General features: G+C 61.1%; 19 protein-coding genes. 8 read left to right on the top strand and 11 right to left on the bottom strand.

What is annotated here, in order from left to right; translation table 11 throughout:
• Positions 1–33 precede the first annotated feature (33 nt).
• Positions 34–2,142: a TonB-dependent receptor gene (locus NAT49_RS08380; protein WP_251593152.1), complete on the bottom strand. Its 2,109-nt coding sequence runs from the start codon at positions 2,140–2,142 to the stop codon at positions 34–36.
• A gap of 251 nt (positions 2,143–2,393) precedes the next feature.
• Positions 2,394–3,590, bottom strand: a complete 1,197-nt coding sequence (locus tag NAT49_RS08375) for a hypothetical protein (RefSeq protein ID WP_251593150.1) — start codon at positions 3,588–3,590, stop codon at positions 2,394–2,396.
• Between the two features lie 157 nt (positions 3,591–3,747).
• Between NAT49_RS08375 and NAT49_RS08370 the strand changes: the two genes are divergently transcribed.
• From NAT49_RS08370 to NAT49_RS08350, 5 genes are all read left to right on the top strand, one after another.
• On the top strand, positions 3,748–5,460 hold the full coding sequence (locus NAT49_RS08370; protein ID WP_251593149.1) for a thiamine pyrophosphate-dependent enzyme: 1,713 nt from the start codon (positions 3,748–3,750) through the stop codon (positions 5,458–5,460).
• 5 nt (positions 5,461–5,465) lie between these two features.
• Positions 5,466–5,600: a DUF2256 domain-containing protein gene (locus tag NAT49_RS08365; protein ID WP_251593148.1), complete on the top strand. Its 135-nt coding sequence runs from the start codon at positions 5,466–5,468 to the stop codon at positions 5,598–5,600.
• 157 nt (positions 5,601–5,757) lie between these two features.
• Positions 5,758–5,958, top strand: coding sequence for a CsbD family protein (locus NAT49_RS08360; RefSeq protein WP_251593147.1), 201 nt, complete (start codon positions 5,758–5,760; stop codon positions 5,956–5,958).
• A gap of 209 nt (positions 5,959–6,167) precedes the next feature.
• Positions 6,168–8,108, top strand: a complete 1,941-nt coding sequence (locus tag NAT49_RS08355) for a putative nucleotidyltransferase substrate binding domain-containing protein (protein ID WP_251593146.1) — start codon at positions 6,168–6,170, stop codon at positions 8,106–8,108.
• Positions 8,105–8,827, top strand: a complete 723-nt coding sequence (locus tag NAT49_RS08350) for a 3'-5' exonuclease (protein ID WP_251593145.1) — start codon at positions 8,105–8,107, stop codon at positions 8,825–8,827. Before NAT49_RS08355 ends, NAT49_RS08350 begins: the two co-directional genes overlap by 4 nt.
• 93 nt (positions 8,828–8,920) lie before the next feature.
• Here NAT49_RS08350 and NAT49_RS08345 read toward each other — a convergent pair whose 3' ends face one another.
• The 6 genes from NAT49_RS08345 to serA all read right to left on the bottom strand — a co-directional run bounded on the left by NAT49_RS08345 (position 8,921) and on the right by serA (position 16,867).
• Positions 8,921–10,564, bottom strand: a complete 1,644-nt coding sequence (locus NAT49_RS08345) for a BCCT family transporter (RefSeq protein ID WP_251593144.1) — start codon at positions 10,562–10,564, stop codon at positions 8,921–8,923.
• Positions 10,565–10,832: 268 nt separating this feature from the next.
• Complete coding sequence (locus tag NAT49_RS08340; RefSeq protein WP_251593143.1) at positions 10,833–12,209, bottom strand: MFS transporter; 1,377 nt, start codon at positions 12,207–12,209, stop codon at positions 10,833–10,835.
• Positions 12,210–12,396: 187 nt separating this feature from the next.
• Entirely contained in the window at positions 12,397–13,188 is a 792-nt protein-coding gene (locus NAT49_RS08335) for an SDR family NAD(P)-dependent oxidoreductase (protein ID WP_251593142.1), read from the bottom strand.
• 67 nt (positions 13,189–13,255) lie between these two features.
• Positions 13,256–14,443: an MFS transporter gene (locus NAT49_RS08330; protein WP_251593141.1), complete on the bottom strand. Its 1,188-nt coding sequence runs from the start codon at positions 14,441–14,443 to the stop codon at positions 13,256–13,258.
• Positions 14,440–15,429 carry a GlxA family transcriptional regulator gene (locus NAT49_RS08325; RefSeq protein ID WP_251593140.1) on the bottom strand — a complete coding sequence of 330 codons (990 nt, stop codon included), beginning with the start codon at positions 15,427–15,429 and terminating at the stop codon, positions 14,440–14,442. Before NAT49_RS08325 ends, NAT49_RS08330 begins: the two co-directional genes overlap by 4 nt.
• Before the next feature lie 190 nt (positions 15,430–15,619).
• Positions 15,620–16,867 carry a phosphoglycerate dehydrogenase gene (gene serA, locus NAT49_RS08320; RefSeq protein ID WP_251593138.1) on the bottom strand — a complete coding sequence of 416 codons (1,248 nt, stop codon included), beginning with the start codon at positions 16,865–16,867 and terminating at the stop codon, positions 15,620–15,622.
• Positions 16,868–17,259: 392 nt separating this feature from the next.
• On the opposite strand from serA, the gene NAT49_RS08315 reads away from it, so the two are divergent.
• The 3 genes from NAT49_RS08315 to dxs are packed head-to-tail and all read left to right on the top strand — an operon-like array spanning position 17,260 to position 20,349.
• Complete coding sequence (locus NAT49_RS08315; protein WP_251593136.1) at positions 17,260–17,562, top strand: exodeoxyribonuclease VII small subunit; 303 nt, start codon at positions 17,260–17,262, stop codon at positions 17,560–17,562.
• A complete protein-coding gene (gene ispA / locus NAT49_RS08310) occupies positions 17,563–18,438 on the top strand; it encodes a (2E,6E)-farnesyl diphosphate synthase (protein ID WP_251593133.1) in 876 nt (291 codons plus the stop codon).
• Between the two features lie 9 nt (positions 18,439–18,447).
• Positions 18,448–20,349, top strand: a complete 1,902-nt coding sequence (gene dxs / locus NAT49_RS08305; RefSeq protein WP_251593131.1) for a 1-deoxy-D-xylulose-5-phosphate synthase — start codon at positions 18,448–18,450, stop codon at positions 20,347–20,349.
• A 79-nt stretch (positions 20,350–20,428) separates the two neighbouring features.
• On the opposite strand, the gene NAT49_RS08300 is transcribed toward dxs, so the two are convergent.
• From NAT49_RS08300 to ribA, 3 genes are read right to left on the bottom strand one after another with little or no spacing between them, the layout of a single operon-like run.
• The gene (locus tag NAT49_RS08300) at positions 20,429–20,908 is read right to left on the bottom strand and encodes an acyl-CoA thioesterase (protein WP_251593129.1); all 480 of its coding nucleotides are present in this window, start codon (positions 20,906–20,908) and stop codon (positions 20,429–20,431) included.
• Positions 20,909–20,964: 56 nt separating this feature from the next.
• Positions 20,965–21,696: a PAQR family membrane homeostasis protein TrhA gene (gene trhA, locus NAT49_RS08295; RefSeq protein WP_251593127.1), complete on the bottom strand. Its 732-nt coding sequence runs from the start codon at positions 21,694–21,696 to the stop codon at positions 20,965–20,967.
• A 34-nt stretch (positions 21,697–21,730) separates the two neighbouring features.
• On the bottom strand, positions 21,731–22,366 hold the full coding sequence (gene ribA, locus NAT49_RS08290; RefSeq protein ID WP_251593125.1) for a GTP cyclohydrolase II: 636 nt from the start codon (positions 22,364–22,366) through the stop codon (positions 21,731–21,733).
• Positions 22,367–22,533 lie beyond the last annotated feature (167 nt).

Raw genomic sequence — 22,533 nt, 5'->3', positions numbered from 1 at the left:
CGGCCGCGGGCCATTGCTCGCGGCCGGGAGCGCTTAGAAATCCGCGCTGTAGCCGACGGTCAGCGTGCGCCCGCGCCCGGCGAAGTAGCGCGAGTCGTTGACCAGAGCGCTTTGCGAGTAGTAGGTGATGTACTGCTTGTCGAACAGGTTCGAGATGCCGACGCTGAGCGTGCCGACCGGCAGTTTGCGGTTTACCGCGGCGTCCACCAGCGTATAGCCGTTGAAATCCTGCTCGTCGCCGTCGTAGTCCTCGTCAAAGGCGTGGTTGGCCTGAACGAAGCTCGACCACTTCGGCGTCCACTGGGCCGACCAGCTCGCGATCAAGCGGTCCGGCGCCACGTTCAAACCGTCGAGGTCGGAATCGAGCGTGCCGTTGTTGTCGCTGTCGTAGCGGCCGCGAATGTGTGAGTAGGCAAGCGAGCCGTGATGCGCCGGTGTGAACTGATAGCCGACCGAGGCTTCGATGCCGTCGATCTTGGTTTCCTGACGCTGCATCAGGAAGGCGTCGTCGACTTCGATCAGGCGGGAGCCGAAATCGGAGGTCGAGACGTAGTAACTGAGCCCGGCGTCGAGGCGGCCATCGTCGTAGCGAACGCCGGTTTCGACGTTGTCGGTCACCAGCGGGCGCAGGTTCTCGACGCTGTCGACCGACTGGTTGGGCGAGCTGATGCCACGAAGCGCGCGGCCGACGTCCGGCACCGAGAAGCCTTCGGAGTAGTTGGCAAACAGGCTCCAGTTGTCGATCGGGCGCCAGACGATGCCGGCGTTATAGAGCGTTTCCTCGAAGCTTCTGGAACCGCCCTCGACATTGACTCCCCCACGCCCGGCAACGGTCTGGTAGTCGTCGACGTCGAGGTCGGCGTACTCGTAGCGGGCCCCGGCGGACAGCGTCAGCGACTCGATCGGGGTGACATCGACCTGAACGAAGGGCGAGACGTCGGTGTATTCGATCTCGGGCACGTAGGTGCGGTTCGTGCGATATAGCGACTGCTCGGAGCGGTCGACCATGACATCGAAGCCGGCGGTCAGGGTGATGCGGTCATCCCACAAATCATCCTTGGTCAGTGACGATTTGAGGCCGTACTTCTGGGTTCGCGCCATGGACTGATCATAGAGCTCGCCGTCCGGGGCGATGGTCGGGTCCTGGAACGAGCTGGAATTGGTCGCACCGAACAGGCCCTTGAAGTCCTGATAGAACAGCAGTGTATTCAGGTGCATGCCGGCGAGGTCGTAGTCGTCGTAGGTCAGGCCGGTGGTCCATACCTTGTTGTACGGGGCCTCGCCCGGCGGGTTGCCGCGCCGGGAGGTGGTCTTGATGCCGCGGTCGCGGTCGCCGTCGACACTCGTGTAGTCATCGTTGCCGCGCACGGTGTAGTGATTGACGCTCAGCTGAAGCCGCTGATCGTCGTTGAACCAGTACGACCCCTTCGCCAGCATGTCGTAGCTGCGCGAGTCCATGAGATCGCCCTGGGTGTTGTCGACGCCGATGTTGTCGCCGTCCCCATCGACGTACATGCCTTGATCCTGGTATCCGAGCGAGAACACGTAATCGAGCTTGCCGGTGTTGCCGCTGACGCCGTAGGTGGTCTTGTAGCCCATGGTCTCGGACTTCAACTGCGAGGTCGGGGTCGAGGCCTCGACGCGCACGTGCTGAACGAACGACTCCGGCGCCGGGCGCTTGGTGATGATGTTGATCACCCCGCCGGTGGCCCCGAGACCGTTGGTCGCGTTGGCGCCCTTGATCACTTCGATGTGATCGACCATCGCGAAATCGATGCTGTGGAGCTCACGTCCGGTCGGGCGCAGCGGGTTCGACTGCGGAATGCCGTCGATCATGATCAGTGGGGTGCGGCCCCGAAGCGTTTCACCGCTGCCTGACATCTTCTGACGCGGCGGCGAGTAGCCAGGCAGTAGGTTGCTCAGGATTTCCGAGGAATCCGAGGTGAAGTTCTGCTGCTTTTGAATCTCTTCGTGGCTGATGATGCGAATGACCTGGGGTGAGTCATCCTTGTCCGCACCGGTTCGCGTGGCGGTCACCACCATCGGATCGACCTTGTCATTGCCTGCCTCGGCTGCCAGTGCAGGCCCCGCCAGACACCCGTACATCAGCGGCGCCAGCCCGCACACCATCGAAAACCGCATAGCCCTGTTCCTTCTTTTTTTAAGTGGCCCTCGATCGAACTCTCGAAGGCGTAGTGGATCGCTTCGAACCGCAGGTAAATGCGACTCCAGTGTATTCGCGTTACCTAATTATAGGCTAATGATAATCATTATCATGACAGAGCGGGTTTTTATTCCAAAGAGGTTGGGAGGTATTTTCGACTATTGGATGAGATATAAGATGAAGTGAAAGTAAGCCGGCGTCCGGGCCGGCTTTCTCGAGAGTGTGTTTTTCAGCCGCGCTGGCGCGCCAGATGGGGCACCGGCATGACGATGTAGCGTGCCACCCGGCCGGCAAGGCTCAAGAGCCACAGCGCGGGCAGCAGCACGATAAACCACAGCACGCCTTGCCCCAGCCAGGCCGGCCAGCCAAGAAGCTCTGCGACGCTTGCCCCCAGCCCATTGATCAGAGACGGATGAGTCACCACCAGCCAGGCCGTGCTTCCATACACCAGCCAGCGCGCGGTGCGTGAGCCGGCCACACCGCGCGCTGCGCCGGCAAGGAGCGCTCGGCGCTCGACGGCAGTCGTTGCACGCGTTGCCTGTCCGGCTCGCTGAGTGCGAAGTGCAGCGCCGGCGCGAACGGCCTTGACGGTGCTGGCGATTACCAGAACGTCGAGCCCGGCCGAGGCGATGTCCCAGCCCCCGATGGCGTGATCGCTTTGGGCCTTGCGCTCGAGCCCTCGGAGCCCGCCAGTGAAAAAGTCCGACAGCACGCTCAGGGTGCGCTCCCCCTGAAGCCAGTGCGCCACCCCGTTTTTATCGACCACAAACTGATCCAGAAAGCGGTAGCCCTGACGGTTCAGCAGTGCAATCGCAAGCGTTGCCCGCGCCGTGAGTGAGACCGGTGCGCTCTTGTCCGAGGTGTGCGCAGACAGAGTCTCAGATTCATGCGCAGACTCGGGCCCGTTCGGGGAAAGGGTGTCCGTGTCGGCGTCGTCTTCCCACCAGCTCATAAGCGTTTTCGACCAGGTCTCTGCCTTGTCGGCGGCCCAGAGCTGGGCGTTGACCAGTGGCAGGTCGTTGGTTTCGAAGTAATGCACCGGCACCACCGTATCCGCACCAAGGCGGTCAAGCGCGTGTTGGAAGTCGGGGTCGAGTCCGTGTTCGATCAGCACCGAGCGGGCGATCTGTGGGTGCTTGAGCATGGCGCGGCGGGCGGCAAGCGTCAGGGCTTCGTCGCTGCTGTAGGCCAGAAAGAGACGGTTCAGCGCCTGGCTTTCCGAATCGAGCGCGCGAGCGATGTCCGGCGGCAGCGCCTGGTGCACCGATACCCGTACCAGCTGGTCGGCAAACGGCGTTTTCGGGGCCGAGAGTGTCAGGGCGAGCGCCGCAACCGCGGTAACCACCACGGCGGCCAGCATCTTTCGGGCCAGCGTTTTCAGAGACAGTGTTTTCAAAGACAGCGTTTTCAAAGACAGTGCGGCCATGGTCGATTCCGCTTTTTTGGAAGCTTGCGCACATGCAGCGCCTGGAGTGTCGCATCGCGCTTGTCTTAAGTTTGGGCTTATCTGGGATGCCAACTACCTTTAGCCACAGACCTTGGTCTGAGCCAGGGACATCGAGTGACGCGAAAGGAGTCGTATCATGAGCCAGAATGTGGCCGAAATCATCACCGAAACCCTGATGGATGCCGGGGCGAAGCGCTGTTACGGCGTGGTGGGGGATACCATCAACCAGCTGACCGACGCGATGCGTCGCGCCGAGCTCGACTGGGTGCATGTCCGTCATGAGGAGGTCGGTGGATTTGCCGCGGGCGGCGAATCGATGATCACCGGTGAGCTTTCGCTGTGCGCCGGCACCTGCGGGCCGGGCAGCCTGCATTTCGTCAATGGCCTGTTTGACGCGCACCGAAGCAATGCGCCGGTGGTGTTCATCGCCTCGCAGATTCCGACCAGCGAGGCCGGCGTCGGCTTCCCGCAGGATGTGGATCAAAAACCGATCTATGAACAGTACAGCGTGTTCTGCGAAACCCTGACCAACCCCAACCAGGCCCGGCGCATGGCGGCAATGGCGGCGCAGGCGGCGCTTAACAAACGAGGCGTTGCGGTCTTGATCGTGCCGGGGGACCTCTTCACGCAAACGCCGGAGAACGACCTTCCCTACCGCGCCCAGCGCTTCAATCCGATCATCCGCCCGAGCGCCGAAGAGTTCGTACCGGTGCTGGAGGCGATCAAGGCCGGCAAGAAAATCTCGATCTACGCAGGCTTTGGCTGTGAGCACGCCCGTGACGACGTACTGGCGCTGGCGGCCAAGCTCAATGCGCCGGTGGCCTGGACATCCCGCGCCAAGGATTTCATCGAATACGACAACCCGTTCGAGGTCGGCATGACCGGCGTCTTCGGTCTGGAAGGCGGCTACCACGCCGTGGCGGATTGTGACGTGCTGCTGCTGCTTGGGTGCAACTTTGCCTGGACCCAGTTCTATCCCGACAAGGCCACCATCATTCAGGTCGATATCAATGCCGAGCAGATCGGCAAGCGTCACCCGGTCGACATCGGCCTGGTCGGCACGGTGCGCGATACCTGTCAGGCGCTTGCGATGATGGTGGACGAAAAACCGGATACGCACTGGCTCGAAAAGTGCCGCGAGACCTACAAGAAGTCCCGCGCCCACGCGACCCACACCTCGAAAGACGACGAACTGATTCATCCGCAGGAACTGGCGCTTGCGATCAATCGCAATGCAAGCGAAGACGCGGTGTTCACCGCCGATGGCGGCAGCCCCATGGTGTGGCTGCTGCGTCATATCGAGGTCAACGGCAAGCGACGGACGCTGTCGAGTCTGGTGCACGGCACCATGGCCAACGCCTATCCCCAGGCGCTTGGTGTACAGGCGGCCTATCCGGGGCGCGAAGTCATTGCGATGTGTGGCGATGGCGGCATGAGCATGCTGATGGGGGATCTTTTGACGCTCAAGCAGTTGAAGCTGCCGGTGAAGCTGGTGGTGTTCAACAATAGCTCGCTGGGCTTTGTCGAGATCGAGCAGAAGGTTGAGGGGCTTTTGGATGCGTTCACCGACCTTGAAAACCCGGACTTCGGTGAAGTTGCCCGTGCGGTCGGGCTTTGGGGCAAAAAGGTCGAGCACAAGCACGACCTTGATGGCGCGATGCGTGAGCTTCTCGATCACGACGGCCCGGGCATTCTTGATGTGAAGGTCAATCGGATGGAGCTTGTGATGCCGCCGAAGATCGAACCGGGCCAAATTGCCTCCACCGCGCTTTATTCCACCAAGGCGATGCTCAACGGGCGCATGGACGATGTGCTTGATCTGGTCAATACGAACTTCTTCAAGCGCTGACGCCGATGGCGCACAAGAAGCCCAACCTGCCGACCAAGACCTGCCCGGTCTGCGGTCGGTCCTTTGCCTGGCGCAAGAAATGGGCAAAGGACTGGGAGAACGTCATCTACTGCTCCGAGCGGTGTCGGCGCATGCGTTGAGGCGAAGATAAAGCACGATGCTCGACATCATGGACTAAAGATTCTTGGCTGAGGTCACACATGACTTCTACGCTGTAAGCATCTGCCGCAAGCGCGCAGCAGAATGGTCGGTACGCTCATTGACGTACCGATTCAGACACCACAATGGAGGTGAGTCATGAAAGATTCCAAAACGGATAAAGCCGAAGGCATGATCGACAAGGCAACCGGCAAAGCGAAAGAAGCGCTTGGCAAGGTAACCGACGACAAGGAGACCCAGGCCGAGGGCGAAGCCCAGAGTGCCCAGGGCGATGCCAAGAAAGCGAAAGGCAACGTCAAGGACGCCGTCGACAACGTCACGGATTCAAGCAAGCACTAAACTACTGTTGCTGCAGTCTCAGTATTACTGCAGCACGGTGTATCGAATGTGATACGTTTTCAGGGGCCCCTTGGGGCCCCTGATTTCGTTGGTGGCGTTTGAGGTGCGGCATCGACTTGTGCGAGGGCCGGTGGCACCGGAAGATGCACGTCATCACCCCTTTTCATCCCGGCAGAGCCTTACAACGATCACAGCGCAGAGGCGGTCCTATGAGTATCGAGCAGTTGGAAATTCGCGAGCACCTCTCGCAATTTGCCCCTTTTGAAGAGCTCGCCGATGAGTGGCTCGACCGGCTGGCCTCCGAGGTCGAAATTCAATACTTTCCGGCCGAATCGACGCTGTTCGAGACGGGTGAGGAGCTTACGGAGCTGCGCTATATCCGAAGCGGTGCCGTCGAGGTCAAGCGGCGCAGTGGCCATCTGTTCAATCGGCTCGAGGAAGGCGATATCTTCGGCTATGTGGACATGCTCAGGGGGCGGCCTGCGCGCTACAGCGCACATACGCTCGAAGATTCGCTGATCTATTTCTTCCCCAAGGCGCTGATCCAGGAGCTGTGCGACGAAGACGACGACTTTTCCGAGTTCGTCGAGGCCGGCGGTCAGCGGCTCAAGACCCGGGTCGAGCAGTACCACCGTGAAAGCGATCTGTTGACCACGCGCGTTCGTCGCCTGGTGGTTCGCCGCCCGGTGATGGTGGAAAGCACCACGCCGCTTCAGACCGCCGCCCAGCAAATGCGCGAATACAGCACGACCTCGCTTCTGGTGATCGACCCGACCACCGATATGGACGCCACCACCTTCGAGGGCCAGGACGAGCACTACTGGCATCTGGTCGGCATGTTGACCGACCGCGATTGCTGCACACGCGTGGTGGCCGATGGCATCGACCCTCAAACGCCCGTGGGCGAGGTCATGTCGACCCGGCTGGTTACGGTGCAGTCGGATGAGTCGGTGTACGAGGCCATGCTGACGATGCTTCGAAACAACGTGCAGCATCTGCCGGTGCTATATCGACGGCGGCCGATGGGCATCGTGCAGCTCTCCGACATCGTGCGCTACGAGACCCACAGCAGTCTCTACCTGGTCAGCAACATCTATCATCAGGCCAGCGTGGACGGGCTCGCCCGCTTAAGCGGTGAAGTGCGTCAGTCCTTCGTTCGACTGGTCAATGATGGCGCCAATTCGGAAATGGTCGGTCGGGCGCTTGCAACGATCGGGCGCAGCATCATCAGGCGTCTGCTTGAGCTTGGCGAAGAGGAGCTGGGTGCGCCTCCGGTGCCGTACGCGTTCATGGTGCTTGGCTCCATGGCGCGGGATGAACCCACCATCAACGCCGACCAGGACCACGCGCTGGTGGTCGATGATGCATTCGATTCAGACGCCCACGACCGTTACTTCGAGCAGTTGGCGGTGTTCGTCCGCGAAGGGATGGCCGCGTGCGGCTACGCCCGGTGCAAGGGTGACATCATGGCCAGCAATCCGCGCTGGCGTCAGCCGCTGTCGGTCTGGAAGTCGTACTTCAACGACTGGATGGATGACCCCAACCCCGAGCATCTGCTTCACAGCAACATCTTCTTCGATCTGACCTGTGTCTACGGTGAGAATCGCCTGGTCGAGCCGCTTCAGGAGCTGATCGCCGAACGTGCACCGCACCGGCCGCTGTTTCTGGCCGCCATGGCCCGCAACGCGCTCGGGCGTACACCGCCGCTCGGGTTTTTCCGAACGTTCGTGGTCGAGAAGGACGGCGAGCACAAGAACTCGATCAACATCAAGCGCCGCGGTACGGCCCCGCTGGTCGATCTGGTGCGAGTGCATGCACTCGCCTGCGGCTCGAAGGCCCAAAATACCTTCCTGCGTCTGGACGACATCAACAAGACCCAGCTTCTGGCCGAAGGCGTTAACGACAAGCTGCGTTACGCGTTCGAGTTCCTGTCGATGGTGCGCATCCGTCATCAGGCGATGGACATCGAAACCGACCAGGAGCCGGACAACAACGTCATGCCGGACAACGTCTCGAGCCGTGAGCGTCATCACTTGAAGGAAGCGTTTGAAGTGCTCAACCACGCGCAGCGCTTTATGGCGTTTCGCTACCCGATACCGCCGGACGCCGAGCGCAAGATGAAGAGCAAGCGTAAGGGACGTTCGACATGAGGCTGCCGCACTGGAAGTCGCGACAGCGGCCCAACTGGCCGGATTATCTGGCAGACCGGGCCAAGCGGGTCCGCCACCCGATGCTGAAGCAGTTTTTCAGCGAAATGCGGCTTGACCCCGACCGGCCGATCGGTGAGACGCCGATGGTGGCGTTCGATCTGGAAACGACCGGTCTTGATGCGGGGCGCCATGACATCGTGAGCATTGGCCTGGTGCCCTTCACGCTCTCGCGTATTGCAATGAAGGAAAGCCGTTACTGGGTGGTGGCGCCGAGGCGTCAGTTGAGCAATGAGTCGGTAACGTTTCACCACATCACGCACAGCGAGATCGATGGCGCGCCTGATCTGGGCGATGTACTCGGTGAAGTACTTTCGGTGATGAAGGGGCGGTTGCCTGTGGTGCATTACCGTCACGTCGAACGCCCCTTTCTGGACGGTGCGATCCGTGAGCGTCTTGGCGAGGGCGCGGTATTTCCGCTGATCGATACCATGTCACTGGAAGCAAGGCGTCACAGGCGCCGGCGCTGGGTGTGGGTCCGACGGCTCATGGGGCGCCCGCCGGCGTCAATTCGACTCCATGAAAGCCGGCTCAGATACAACCTGCCGGCCTATCAGGGCCATCACGCGCTGACCGACGCACTGTCGACTGCTGAGCTTCTGCAGGCACAAGTGCTGACCCATTACAGCCCGGAAACGCCGCTCAAGACGCTCTGGAGCTAACGACGCGTTCTGGATCGGGCGTTTTTCAGGCGGTAAACGGAAATAAAAAAGGCGACCTTGCGGTCGCCTTTTTTAGTGCATGGCTGTCCGTGATCAGACGGCCTTTGGCTCCGAGCGAAGACCCTTGACGATCGCAACACACGCGATCAGCAGAATGATCGTGAACGGGAAGCCGGTAGAGACCACCGCGGCCTGAAGTGCGGTCAGACCACCACCCAGCAGCAGGGCAATGGCGACAGCGCCTTCGATAACCGCCCAGAAGATACGCTGAATCACGGGCGCATCGAGCTTGCCACCGGCGGTGATGGAGTCGATGACCAGCGAGCCGGAGTCAGACGAGGTCACGAAGAACACGATGACCAGCGTGATACCGATCAGCGAGGTGATCGTGGTCAGCGGCAGATCCTGAAGCATGACGAACAGTTTCAGCTCAAGCGTTGCATCGGCAACCGCGTTGAGGCCGCTTGCAACCTGCTCGATAGCTGTGCCACCGAAGACGGTCATCCACAGGATGCTGATGATGGTCGGAACGATCAGTACAGCAGTCAGGAATTCGCGCACGGTACGGCCGCGGCTGACACGGGCGATGAACATGCCAACGAACGGGGACCAGCTGATCCACCACGCCCAGTAGAAGGCAGTCCAGCCTTCCATGAAGCCGGTGTCTTCACGTCCGAACGGGTTGGACAGGCCAGGCAGATCCTTGCCGTACTCGACGAGGTTGGTAAAGAAACCGCTGAAAAGCTCCATGGTCGGGCCGGTGAACAGCACGAACAAAAGCAGCAGAACCGCGAGCAGCATGTTGATTTCGGACAGGCGCTTCACGCCACCATCCAGGCCGGCAACGACCGAGCAAAGCGCGATACAGGTGATCGCACAGATCAGAATGATCTTGGTGGTGTCGGTATTGGGCAGCCCGAACAGGAAGTGAAGACCGGCTGTTGCCTGCTCGGCACCGAGGCCCAGCGACGTTGCCAAGCCGAATAGGGTCGAGAACACCGCCAGAATGTCGACGATGTGGCCTGGCCAGCCCCAGACGCGCTCACCCAGAACCGGGTAGAGAATCGAGCGCATGGTCAGGGGCAGGCCCTTGTTGAAGGAAAACAGCGCAAGCGCAAGAGCGACGATGGCGTAGATCGCCCACGGGTGCAGGCCCCAGTGGAAGATGGTCGCGGCCATGCCGGCGCTTGCGGCCTTGTCGGGGTCGGAAATCATCGCACCAAGCGGTGACCATTCGCCGCCGGACTGCGCGGAGGTGAAGTGCGAGATCGGCTCGGAGACGCCGTAGAACATCAGGCCGATACCCATACCGGCCGCGAACAGCATCGAGAACCAGCCCAGATAGGAGTGATCCGGCTTGGCATCGGAGCCACCGAGTCGAATCTTGCCCAGAGGCGTGAAGATGAGCACGATGCTCAAGACAACAAAGATGTTGCCGGAAATCAAGAAGAACCAGGAGAGATTGGAGGTCAGCCAGGAGCGAGAGTCCTCGAACATCGGACCAACCTGATCCTGAAACGCCAGGGTCAGAACAACGAAGACGATGGTGAGAAGACCGGAGATGCCGAAGACCTTGGCGTGCATGTCCAGACTGACGAACCCGTTGGTCTTGAGGTTGTCCTGACCGATCTTGTAGTCGGTATCGATCAGGTTCACCTTGCCGTCGGGGGCGGGTACACCCTCCTGGGGAGGCGTTACCCCATTGTTTTGAGTATTGTCGGAATCGTTATTAGCCACAGAGTACTCTCCGTTGTTGTTGGATCACTGCTTAGCCGCCAGACGCGAAAGTGCCTTGCTCACCTAAAGCGTCGTGCCTGGATGATCACCTTCAGGGCACTTTCGCGTGCTCGACGATTTCCCGAAACGACCGGTCTGAAAAGACACCGCGGCTGTCTTGGTTTCAAACCGGCCATGAACATCTAATCGCTCAATTCCCTTGCTTCATGAGGGTAACGCATTGAATATAATTAAAGATAATGTTTTTTTCACGGTTTGAAAATCCCGGCTAATGGGCTGAGATGCTTTCAAGCGAGTGCCCTCGAGTTTCCTTGCCCCACAGCAACACGATGGCGCCGGCGGTCAGGAAACAGCCGGCACCGAGCGTGAAGGCGCCGGCCTGACCTGCAATCGGAATGACCAGTCCGACCACGGTCGGCCCGATCAGCGAGCCCACTCGGCCAATGGCCGAGGCCATGCCTGACCCGGTTGCGCGGGCGCTGGTCGGGTAGAGTTCCGGCGTCCAGGTGTAGAGCACCGCCCACATGCCAAACAGAAAGAACTGCATGACAAAGCCGCTGGCCAGAAGCCACATCAGGTCAACGCCATTGGAGGCGCACTGACCGTAGACCCAGACCATGCACGCCGAACCCACCAGCGTAACGAGGCAGCAGGGTTTGCGACCCCACTTGTCCAAAAGCCACGCCATCGACAGAAAGCCCGGGATACCGCCGAGCGAGATCATTACTGTGTAGGAAACCGCGCCGACGATGCTGTAGCCGGAGTCCTGCAGCAGGGCGCTGAGCCAACTGGTCAGCCCGTAAAAGCCCAGCAGGGCGAAGAACCACAGCCCCCAAACCATGCCGGTACGTCCACGGTACTGATCGCCCCAGAGCGTTCTGAACGCCTCCCAGAACGACGGAGAGCGCTGGCTGACCGCGGCACTGCCTGGCGCCGGTTCAGGCAGCTCCTTGAGATTGAGCGCTTCACGCACCTGATGCTCGAGGCCATCGACCACGCATTCGGCCTCGGCCATCTTGCCGTGTTCGGCCAGCCAGCGAGGCGATTCAGGCAACTTGCGACGCACGACCAGAACGATCAGGGCCGGAAGGGCAAGGGCCAGAAAGATGCCGCGCCAGCCAATAATTGGCAGTAGCCCCCAGGCCAGAAGCCCTGCGGTGATGAACCCGATGGGCCAGAACCCGTCGAGCAGCGCCATGTAGCGTCCGCGTTTTTGCGCCGGGATCAATTCGGTCAGCATCGATTGGGCGATCGGGAATTCCATGCCCATGCCGAACCCAAGGATGATGCGGCTGATCATCAGCCATTCGACCGAGGGCGACAGGGCACAGCTGAGGCTTGCAAGTCCCCAGACCACGATGCTGATTTGAAAGATGGGTTTTCGTCCGAATCGGTCGGCGAGTAGCCCCGAAAGCGCGGCGCCAAGCGCCATACCGACAAAACTCGTGCTGGCCAGAAGGCCGGTCATGGTGGAGGAGAGTTGAAACTCGCTTTTGATCGAGCCCAGCAGGAACGTCATCATTGCCAGGTCCATCGAGTCGAAGAAAAACGCCAGCGCGATGATACCGAACATGCCGTGTTGCACGCGTGACAGCGGCAAACGCTCCAGTCGTGCAGCGATCTGAGCAGGGGTAGTAGAGACCATTAAGGCTCCTGGTTGTAAGGCGCCTCATCGTGCGCCTTGAATCATTGTTATTGGAAGTTAACTCAGTCTTACGCACTTCACTGCTGGGGCTTTTCTGGAAGCGACCTCCATGAGCGTGAACACGACACGTTCTACTAATAAAAAACCGGCCAAGGGCCGGTTTTTTATACGTTTGGCCGCACCTGCCTCAGGCCATGGTATCGACGATGCCGCCTTCCACCCTGAGGGCGGCACCGGTAGTGGCGCTTGCCTGCTCGGAGGCGGCGTACACGCACATGTTGGCCACTTCCTCGGGTGTTGCCAGTCGCTGGATGATGGAGGAGGGCCGGTTTTCGGCAACAAACCGCGCCTCGATATCCGCAAGCGACTCGCCCTGTTCATCAGCCATTGCGGTCAACATGTCGACCACGCCCTCGGAGCGTGTTGGCCCCGGCAGGATTGCGTTGACGGTTACGTTGGTGCCGGCAAGCACCTTCGCGAGACCGCGTGAAATGGACTGCACGGCCGATTTGGTCATGCCGTAATGCACCATTTCGGAGGGGATGTTGAGCGCGGACTCGCTGGACAGAAACTGAATGCGGCCCCAGTCACGTGCTTTCATGCCCTGTGCGTAGTGCCGCGACAGGCGCACGCCACTCATGATGTTGACGTCAAAGAAGTTCTGCCAGGTGGCGTCATCGGTCTCGAAAAAATCCTTCGGGCCGAAGATGCCGACGTTGTTGATCAGGATGTCGGTCTCGGGCCGCGCCTCGATCAGGGCGTCGCAGCCAGCCCTGGTGCCAAGGTCCGCGGCCACGCCCGATATCTGAGCGCTGGTCTCCTTGCGCAGGGCATCGATGGCCTGGTCGACGCGCGACTGGGTTCGCCCGGTCAGTGTGACCTCGGCGCCGGCTCTTGCAAGCCCACAGGCGATGGCGTAGCCGATGCCGGCGGTGGAGCCTGTGACGATGGCGCGCTTGCCGTTGAGCTCGATCTTCATGATGTCTCTCCCTGAAGTCGTTGTATGGAACGTGTCCGACTAACCCTAGTCGCCCGCGTGCCCTTCGTCAGGCCCCACTCGATTTTGGCGTGCGCGCCGAGTGACGACGAAGCACCAGCACCACGATGAGCCCGCAGAGCGGCAGCGTGACCAGGTTCATTGCCATCCAGCCGAGCGCGTCATTGACAGGCCCTGCCGCCAGCGAGGCCAGGGTGCTTCCTGAAAACACCAGGCAGTCGTTGAGGGCCTGGGCGCGCGGCGCCTCCTCGGGACGATAGGTGGTGGTGAGCCAGGCGCTGGCGGTGACGAAGGTGAAGTTCCAGCCAAGGCCCAAAAGAATCAGCCCCGCGTAGTAGGCGCTCGCGCTGGGCGCCTGGAGGGCACAGGCCGCAGCCAGAGCCAGCAATACGCCGCCAAGCGCGATCATCGTGCGATACCCAAGGCGCTGAATGAGGTGCCCTGTCACGAATGATGGCGCGTACATCGCCAGCACATGCCAGCGGATCACGTTGGCGACGTCGGAAAAATCAAACTGGGCATGATTCATGGCAAGTGGCGTTGCCGTCATGATCAAGACCATCAGGGTATAGCCGAGCGTACCTGTCACAACCGCGCTCATGAGCGTTGGCAATCGCATCAAGTCGCGCGTGCGTCGTCCATGCGTATCGCGGGTCGGTGACACGGGGTTTCTAAGCGGCACGCACACTATGATCGCCAGTGCGATCGCGTACAGCAGGGCAAGCCCGATGAAACTGCCCAGAAACGGCGTTTCGAGCAGGGCGTGGGTCTGAACGGCAAGCCAGGGGCCGAACAGGGCGGCAAGCACACCCCCGCCCATGACCATCGACAGCGCCTTGGCCCGCTGCTGCGTCGGTGCGGCGTCGACCGCCGCGAAGCGGTACAGCATGCCGGTGCCGATGCTGGCACCAATCAGGAACGTGCCCAGATTGAAGAGCACGAAGCCCTGTTGAATCAGCGCCTGAGCGCACAGCGTGATGCCAATCAGCCCGCAGACGTTGCCGATCACAAAGGTCGCACGGCGGCCGAGGCGAGCGGTCAGCCAGCCGGCAGGCAGTGTCGCTGAGGTCAGCCCCAGCATCTGAATCGCCACCGGAAGGGTTGCAAGTCCGACGCTTGGTGCGATGCGCTCGCCGATTAGCGCGGTAATGGTGACCAACACGATGTTGCCGCTGACCAGCAAGGCCTGACACAGCGACAGCCACCAGACCGTCGGTGGAAGCGAATAGCGAATCATTCGACGCCCTCCCTGGGCGATAAGGCATGAGAATAAGGGGTACGGGCGCCGAACCGGGCACGATAGACCGACGGCGACACTCCGAAGTGACGCGTGAAATGACGACGAAGCTGTTCGGCGCCGCCGAGGCCACAGCGTGTGGCAATACCGCTCATCGATAACGCCGGATCAATCAGCAGGCGCCGCGCCGCATCCAGGCGCGCTCGAATCACGAACTCGCCGGGAGAGGTGCCGGTGGCCTGCTTGAACAGGCGGGTCAAATGACGTGGCGTTACGCACAGTTCATCGGCCAGTACAGCCGGGCGCCAGTCGCTCTCGGGCGTGGAGAGAATCCGGTCGATCAGCCGACGAAGCCGCCCCTGACTTCGAAGCTGCGCGTTTAGGCCTTCGCTGAACTGAGCCTGATCGCCGGGGCGATGAAGAAAGACCACCAGCTCCCGGGCGACCCGGCAGGCCAGCATCGTGCCGTGGTCGCGCTCGATGAGCGACAGCGTCAGATCAATGCCTGCCGTGATGCCAGCGCTCGTGAAGGTGTTGTTCTGTTCGAGATAGAGCGCGTTCTCGCGGACACGCAGTGCGGGGAACTGACGTGCAAGGGTGGACGCGTGCCGCCAGTGGGTCGTCACATCGTAGCCGTCAAGCCGCCCCGTTCGCGCAAGGGCAAACGCGCCGGTACAGATCGAGCCGACCCGGGCAGTGGCAGCGGCAAGCGTGGCAAGACGTTCGATGACCTGTTCAGACAGTCGATGCACGCCTGAGCCACCGGCGATCAAAAGGGTATCGGCGGCGGTGATTGCCCCCAGGGCGGCTGTCGCGTGAAGCACCATGCCGCTGTTGGTCGTGACGGGCCCTTCGTGTTCAGCGACCAGAATCAACTGATAGGCCGGGGCCGGCAGCAGCTCATTGGCCGTGGCAAAGACCTGCCACGGGCCTGATGCATCGAGAAGCTGACACTCATCGAACACGAACAGGGCAACGCGGTGCATGGCAGAACGTCCTGAATGAGAAGCGGCAGGGGCCGCGGGCACGGCCACATGAACACTGGCCTTAGGTGGGAAGTGTGTTCTTTCGCGCATGACGCTTCAAGGACGACGGGCCCACCGAAACGGACATGTAAGACCGTTGGCGCCTGCGTAAAAAAGCCCGCACAAGAGGCGGGCTTCTAAGCGATGGGGCTTAGCTGAAATCGGCCTCGGAGTAGAGCACGCGCGTTCTCAGCGTGCCGGTGACCTGCTTGATCGCGTCGCGGGCCTGCTGGCTGTAGGCCTTGTCGACGTCGATGACCACATACCCCACCTCGGTGTTGGTCTGCAGATACTGACCGGAGACATTGATGTCGTTGTCCGACAGCACGCGGTTGATGTTTGACAGCACGCCCGGGATGTTCTGGTGGATGTGCAGCAGGCGGTGCTTGTTCGGGTGCGAGGGCAGCGCCACTTCCGGAAAGTTAACGGAGGTGATGGTGGTGCCGTTGTCGGAGTAGGTGGTGAGTTTCTCCGCCACTTCGGTACCGATGTTTTCCTGCGCTTCCATGGTGGAGCCCCCGACGTGCGGCGTCAGGATGACATTATCGAATTCGCGCAGGGGCGAGACGAACTCTTCCTCGTTGCTTTTCGGCTCGACCGGGAACACGTCCACGGCCGCACCCAGCAGGTGTTCGGAGCGAAGCGCATCAGCCAGGTCCTCGATCACCACCGTGGTGCCGCGGGAGGCGTTGATGAACACCGCGTTCTTTTTCATCTTGGCGAACTGTGCCTTGCCGATCATCCACTTGGTCGAAGGCGTTTCCGGCACGTGCAGCGTCACGATGTCGGCGCGCTCAAGGAGCTCATCAAGGCTTGCCACCTGATTGGCATTGCCCATGCCGAGCTTGGTGACCGTGTCGTAATAGATGACGTTCAGACCAAGCGATTCGGCGATGACCGAGAGCTGTGAACCGATGCTGCCGTAGCCAACGATGCCGAGCGTCTTGTTGCGCACTTCGTGGGAGTTGTTGGCGGTCTTGTCCCAGCCACCCCGGTGCGCCTTGGCGCTCTTTTCGGGGATGCGACGCATCAACATGATGGACTGGGCGATGACCAGTTCCGCCACGGAGCGCGTGTTGGAATAAGGGGCATTGAATACCGGCACGCCGCGCTTGAGCGCTGCGGTCAGGTCGACCTGGTTGGTTCCGATGCAGAAGCAGCCAATGGCGGCCAGCTTGTCGGCGGCGTTGATCACGCGCTCGTTGAGCTGGGTCCGGGAGCGAATACCGATAAAGTGCACATCGCGGATCTTTTCGATCAATTCTTCTTCCGACAGCGAGGTCTTCAGATGTTCGATGTTGGTGTAACCGGCATTGAGAAAGTTGTCCACGGCGGATTGGTGGATGCCCTCAAGCAGCAGGACTTTGATCTTGCTCTTGTCCAAGGACGTTTTAGCCATTATCGCTTCTACCTTTGAAGTCGGTGAGCCCGACGATTGCCTGTAACAGTAAGACGGGAGTAAGGCGAACGGCCGCGGCCGCGGGCGTGCAGATGCATGAGGGCACGAAGCGGCAGTGGGCCGACGCGGCCACTAGTCTATCATAGGCTGGATTGGGAGTGTGCCGGGCGTGACGGGTCGGCCATATGCGACGAGACAAGCTCTGCGCGCTGTCTTGCGCGTACGGAGACGTGATTCAGTGATAGGGCTTTTTAGTTCAGTCGATAGGTCGCGCGGCGAGGCTCTTTCACCTTGGCCGCACCGACATCGCGGTTGTGGTGTGTATAATGCGCTCACAAATGTTTAACTCGTCGGTCCGTGATGGATCGCGACCGTGCTGCGTGAGAAAAGACATGGCTGAACAGGATGTATCGCCCGAGCCCGATCAGGCGTCGCCGGAATTTGCCGAGACGCTTTCGGAGCTCGAAACGCTGGTGAATCGGCTCGAGTCCGGGGAGCTCAGTCTCGAGTCCTCGCTCGAAGCCTTCGAGGAAGGCGTTCGACTGACCCGCGCGGCGCGCGAACGGTTGAGCCAGGCCGAACTCAAGGTTCAGACATTGACGCAACAAGGCGATAGCGCCCCTGGCGATAGCGCCATCAAGGAACGCACGCAGGCCGACCCCTCGGCCGACGAGTCTCGGCAGGGAGGCCGATGAATGCATGTTGAAACGTTGATTGGCGATGGGCGCGACCGCATCGAGCGGGTGCTGGCGGCGCATCTGGACGCGCACCCGTGCCCGGACGCGCGGCTCGATCAGGCAATGCGCTACAGCGTGCTCGGCAGTGGCAAGCGCCTGCGGCCGGTACTCGTGTACGCGGCCGGCCAGGTGGTCGGGGCCGACATCGATACGCTCGATGCGCCGGCGGCAGCCGTCGAGTTGATTCACGCCTATTCATTGGTGCACGACGACCTGCCCGCGATGGATGACGACGACCTGCGCCGGGGTAAGCCAACCTGTCACAAGGCGTTTGACGAGGCGAGTGCGGTTCTTGCAGGCGACGCGCTTCAGACGCTGGCGTTCGAAGTGCTGGCCGAACAGGCCCACCCGCACAGCGCCGCGATGATCAAAACGCTTGCGAAAGCGTCCGGTCGGCGCGGCATGGCCGGCGGTCAGGCACTGGATCTGGCCGCGGTCGGCCACAAGGTCACGCTCGAGCATCTGATGGCGATTCACCGCCACAAGACCGGTGCGCTGATCGAGGCGGCGCTGATCATGGGCGGGCTTGCCGAGTGCGCACCGGGGGACCCCCGGCTCGATGCACTGACCCGCTACGGTCAGGCCATCGGACTTGCCTTCCAGATTCAGGACGACATTCTCGACGTCACCGGCGATACCGCCGTGATCGGCAAGACCCAAGGGGCCGATGCGCTCAAGGACAAGCCGACGTACCCAGCGCTTCTGGGCCTCGATGGCGCCCGTGACAAGGCGCAAGCGCTGCTCGATGACGCGCTTGACTCTCTCTCTGTGTTTGGCGAGGCCGGCGAACCGCTGGCGGCGCTTGCACGCTACATGATTGAACGCGATCACTGATACTTGACCATGAAGCAGTTTGATACCATTCCGACCGAGCGTCCGTTGACGCCTCTGCTCGATCGCATCGATTCACCGGAAGCGTTGCGCCATTTTTCAGAGACCCAGCTCAAACAGCTGGCCGACGAACTGCGGGCCTATCTTTTGTATACCGTCGGTGTGAGTGGCGGCCATTTCGGGGCGGGCCTTGGCGTCGTGGAACTGACCACGGCCCTGCATTACGCCCTCGATACGCCCGAGGATCGCATCGTCTGGGACGTGGGCCATCAGGCCTATCCGCACAAGATTCTGACCGGCCGGCGCGATGTGATGCACACCATGCGTCAGCAATACGGGCTGGCGGCCTTTCCCAAACGCGATGAGTCCGAGTTCGACACCTTCGGAGTCGGCCACTCGAGCACCTCGATTTCCGCCGCACTCGGCATGGCGCTGGCTGCGCGCAATCAGAACCAGCCGCGCCGGGTCTGTGCGGTCATTGGCGATGGCGCACTGACCGCCGGCATGGCGTTCGAGGCACTGGCGCACGCAGGCCATGTCAACGCGAACATGCTGGTGGTGCTCAACGACAACGAAATGTCGATTTCCGAAAACGTCGGCGGCATTGCCACGTACCTGTCGCGCATTCTTTCGAGCGAGCCCTACATCGCCGTACGCGAGGGCAGTAAGCGCGTGCTGTCGCACCTGCCCGGTGCGCTGGACATCGCCCGGCGCACCGAAGAGCACGTCAAGGGCATGGTCAGTCCGGCCACACTCTTCGAGGAGATGGGCTTCAATTACACCGGTCCGGTGGATGGGCACGACCTGCCGCGACTGGTCAAGACGCTCAATGCGCTCAAGGACCGCAAGGGGCCGCAGTTTCTGCATGTGGTCACCAAGAAGGGCCGTGGCTTTTTACCGGGTGAGCAGGACCCGATCGGCTACCACGCCATCACCAAGCTCGAAAAGGAACCGGTGTCTTCCGCGGCGGCAAGCGTTGCCAAGCCGGCGCCCGCCGCCAAGCCGCAGAAGTACTGCAATGTGTTCGGGCGATGGCTCTGCGATATGGCGGCCGTGGATGAGCGCCTTCTCGCCATCACGCCCGCCATGCGGGAAGGCTCCGATCTGGTGCAGTTCTCGAAGGATTATCCGGCGCGCTACTTCGACGTCGCGATCGCCGAACAGCACGCCGTAACCCTCGCGGCCGGCATGGCGTGCGAAGGCGCCAAACCCGTGGTTGCGATCTATTCGACGTTTCTTCAGCGCGGCTACGATCAACTGGTGCACGACGTGGCCGTTCAGAATCTGGATGTCACCTTTGCCATCGACCGTGCCGGACTGGTTGGTGAGGATGGCTCGACCCATCACGGTGCGCTCGATCTGTCGTTTCTGCGCTGCGTGCCGGATCTTGTGATCATGGCGCCCTCCAATGAGAGTGAGTGTCGCAAGATGCTGACCACGGCCTATCACTACGACGGCCCGGCGGCGGTGCGCTATCCGCGTGGCACTGGCCCCGGCGCGGTCGTTGCCGAGGCGCTCGATACCATCGAGATCGGTCGGGCGGCGACGCTCCGAGAAGGTGCGGGGGTGGCGCTGTTGGCGTTCGGCAGCATGGTGACCCCGGCACTCGAGGTTGCCGAGCGCCTGGATGCGACGGTGATCGACATGCGCTTCGTGAAACCGCTCGATCGCGCTGCGGTGATTGATGCCGCCGGTAGGCATGAGCTTCTGGTCACGGTCGAGGAGAACGTGGTCAGCGGCGGTGCTGGCAGCGGCGTCGGTGAGCTTTTGGCGTCAGAGGGCGTATCTACGCCGCTTTTGTCGCTGGGCATTCCGGATCGATTTATCGAGCACGGCACGCCCGCAGAGCTTCTGATCGAGTGTGGGCTCGACGCTGACGGGCTTGAAGCGTCGATCAAGGCACGACTTGGCTGAGCGCACCCTGCAAGGACCCTGAAAACCCGGCGCAATGCCGGGTTTTTTTATGGCCATGACTGAGTATAACGGGGCGTGGTTACTGGCCGCGAATGTCGCGGAAGCGCTGTTCCATTTCCTGGCGCAGCTCGCGGCGTCTCTGGGCAAGCTCCATGCGCTGACGCTCGACCTCGTCCTGGGGCGTGATCGGCGGCACCTCGGCGGCCTTGCCGTCATCGTCCACCGCGACCATGGTGAAGTAGCAGCTGTTGGTGTGACGCACCACACGCTGGTGGATGTCTTCGGCGATGACCTTGATACCGACTTCCATCGAGGAGCGGCCGGTGTAGTTGACCGCCCCCAGAAAGGTTACCAGCTCGCCGACATGGATGGGCTGGCGGAACATGACCTGATCTACGGAGAGGGTGACCACGTAGCGCCCGGCCCATCGGCTGGCGCAGGCGTAGGCGACCTGATCGAGAAACTTGAGCAGCGTACCGCCGTGAACCTTGCCTGAAAAATTGGCCATGTCGGGCGTCATCAACACGGTCATGGTGGTCTGATGGCGTGGGGTATCCATGAAAGGCGTGTCCTTGTCTTCTTGTGGTTATGGATCAGTGTGCGACGGCGCGCCTATCAGGAGGTTGAAGGGTAGCTATACCCCAGTACGCCGTAATAGATCGCCAGAAAGTGGCAGAGACTACCGCCCAACACGAACAGATGCCAGATGGCGTGGCCATAAGGAATCGCCCGCACAGCGTAAAAGATGACACCGACGGTGTAGACCACGCCACCGGCAATCAGAAGACGCACGCCGCCTTGGGAGAGCGCGGCCGTCATGTGGTTGGAAAACAGCACCATCAGCCAGCCCATGACGAGATAGATCGCAACGCGCAGCGCCTCGAATCGATAGGGCCAGAGGATCTTGAACAGGATGCCGAGGGCTGCAAGCCCCCACACTGCGCCGAAAAGCCCCCAGCCTACCGAGCCTCGCATGTTGACCAGCAAAAACGGCGTATAGGTGCCGGCAATCAATAGATAGATCGCGCAGTGATCAAGATGCTGGAACAGTCGCTTCAAGCGGGGGCGGCGGGTGAAGTGATAGACGGTCGAGGCGACATAAAGCGCGATCAGGCAGGCCCCGTAGACCGAAAAGCTGACGATCTTCCAGGGATCGATATCGGCGGCAAGGCTTGCAAGCACCACCAGTACGATCAGCCCGGCCACGCTTAAAAGCGCGCCCAGCGCGTGTGAGGAGCTGCTTAGCCACTCTTCAAGACGCGTGTACTCTTCCTCGAACTGCGCGCTCAGGCGGTGCGGTTTGGTGGGGTCAGTCGATTGCGTGTCCTTGTGGGGTTGCTTGCTCATCGACGCTCCTGAATGTCACTTCAAGGTCAGAACTCTACTGTCGCCGGTCGGTATCCACTGAGGCCGCCAGCGTAAACTCTTCAAGCCCCATCATGTGCCCGAGCTTGCCTGCCTTGGTGCTGAGGTAATGCTCATTGTGCGGGTTGAGCCCGGCAGTGATCGGCACGCGCTCGACCACGTTGACGCCCTGCTGCTTGAGACCATCGACCTTGCGCGGATTGTTGGTCATCAGTTGAAGCCCGGCAATCCCCAGGTGTTCGAGCATCGGAATGCAGATGTCATAGCGGCGCATGTCGGCCTCGAACCCGAGGGCCTCATTGGCTTCAACGGTATCGGCGCCGTCATCTTGAAGCTGATAGGCGCGAATCTTGTTCATGAGCCCGATCCCGCGGCCTTCCTGACGCAGATAGAGCAGGGCGCCACGGCCAGCCTCGGCGATTCGTTTCAACGCGGCCTGCAGCTGATAGCCGCAATCACAGCGCATGGAAAACAGCGCGTCCCCGGTCAGACACTCCGAGTGGACCCGGGCAAGCACGGGCTGGCCATCGTCGACGTCGCCGAGGGTCAGTACGACATGGTCCTTGCCGGTATCGGTATCTTCGAATCCGTGCATGGTGAAAGTCGCCCAGGGGGTGGGCAAGCGGGAAGCCGCAATATAGCGAATCGTCACGTTAACCTCGATGAATTGAATGGGTCCGTCCACGGCGGCTGGACTCGAGAATGTTACACTATTGCGAGCACGTCGGGCGCGTCAAAATTATTTGGAACTTGTACAAAATAGTAATACAGAATCTGTACAATGACGACGCACTGACTATAGAGAACTGGAATGGCGTT

The sequence above is a fragment of the Larsenimonas suaedae genome (assembly GCF_023712105.1).
GTDB classification, from domain to species: Bacteria; Pseudomonadota; Gammaproteobacteria; order Pseudomonadales; family Halomonadaceae; genus Larsenimonas; species Larsenimonas suaedae.
The sequence above is the reverse complement of the archived record's forward strand: the minus strand, read 5'-3'. Positions and strand labels throughout refer to the sequence as shown.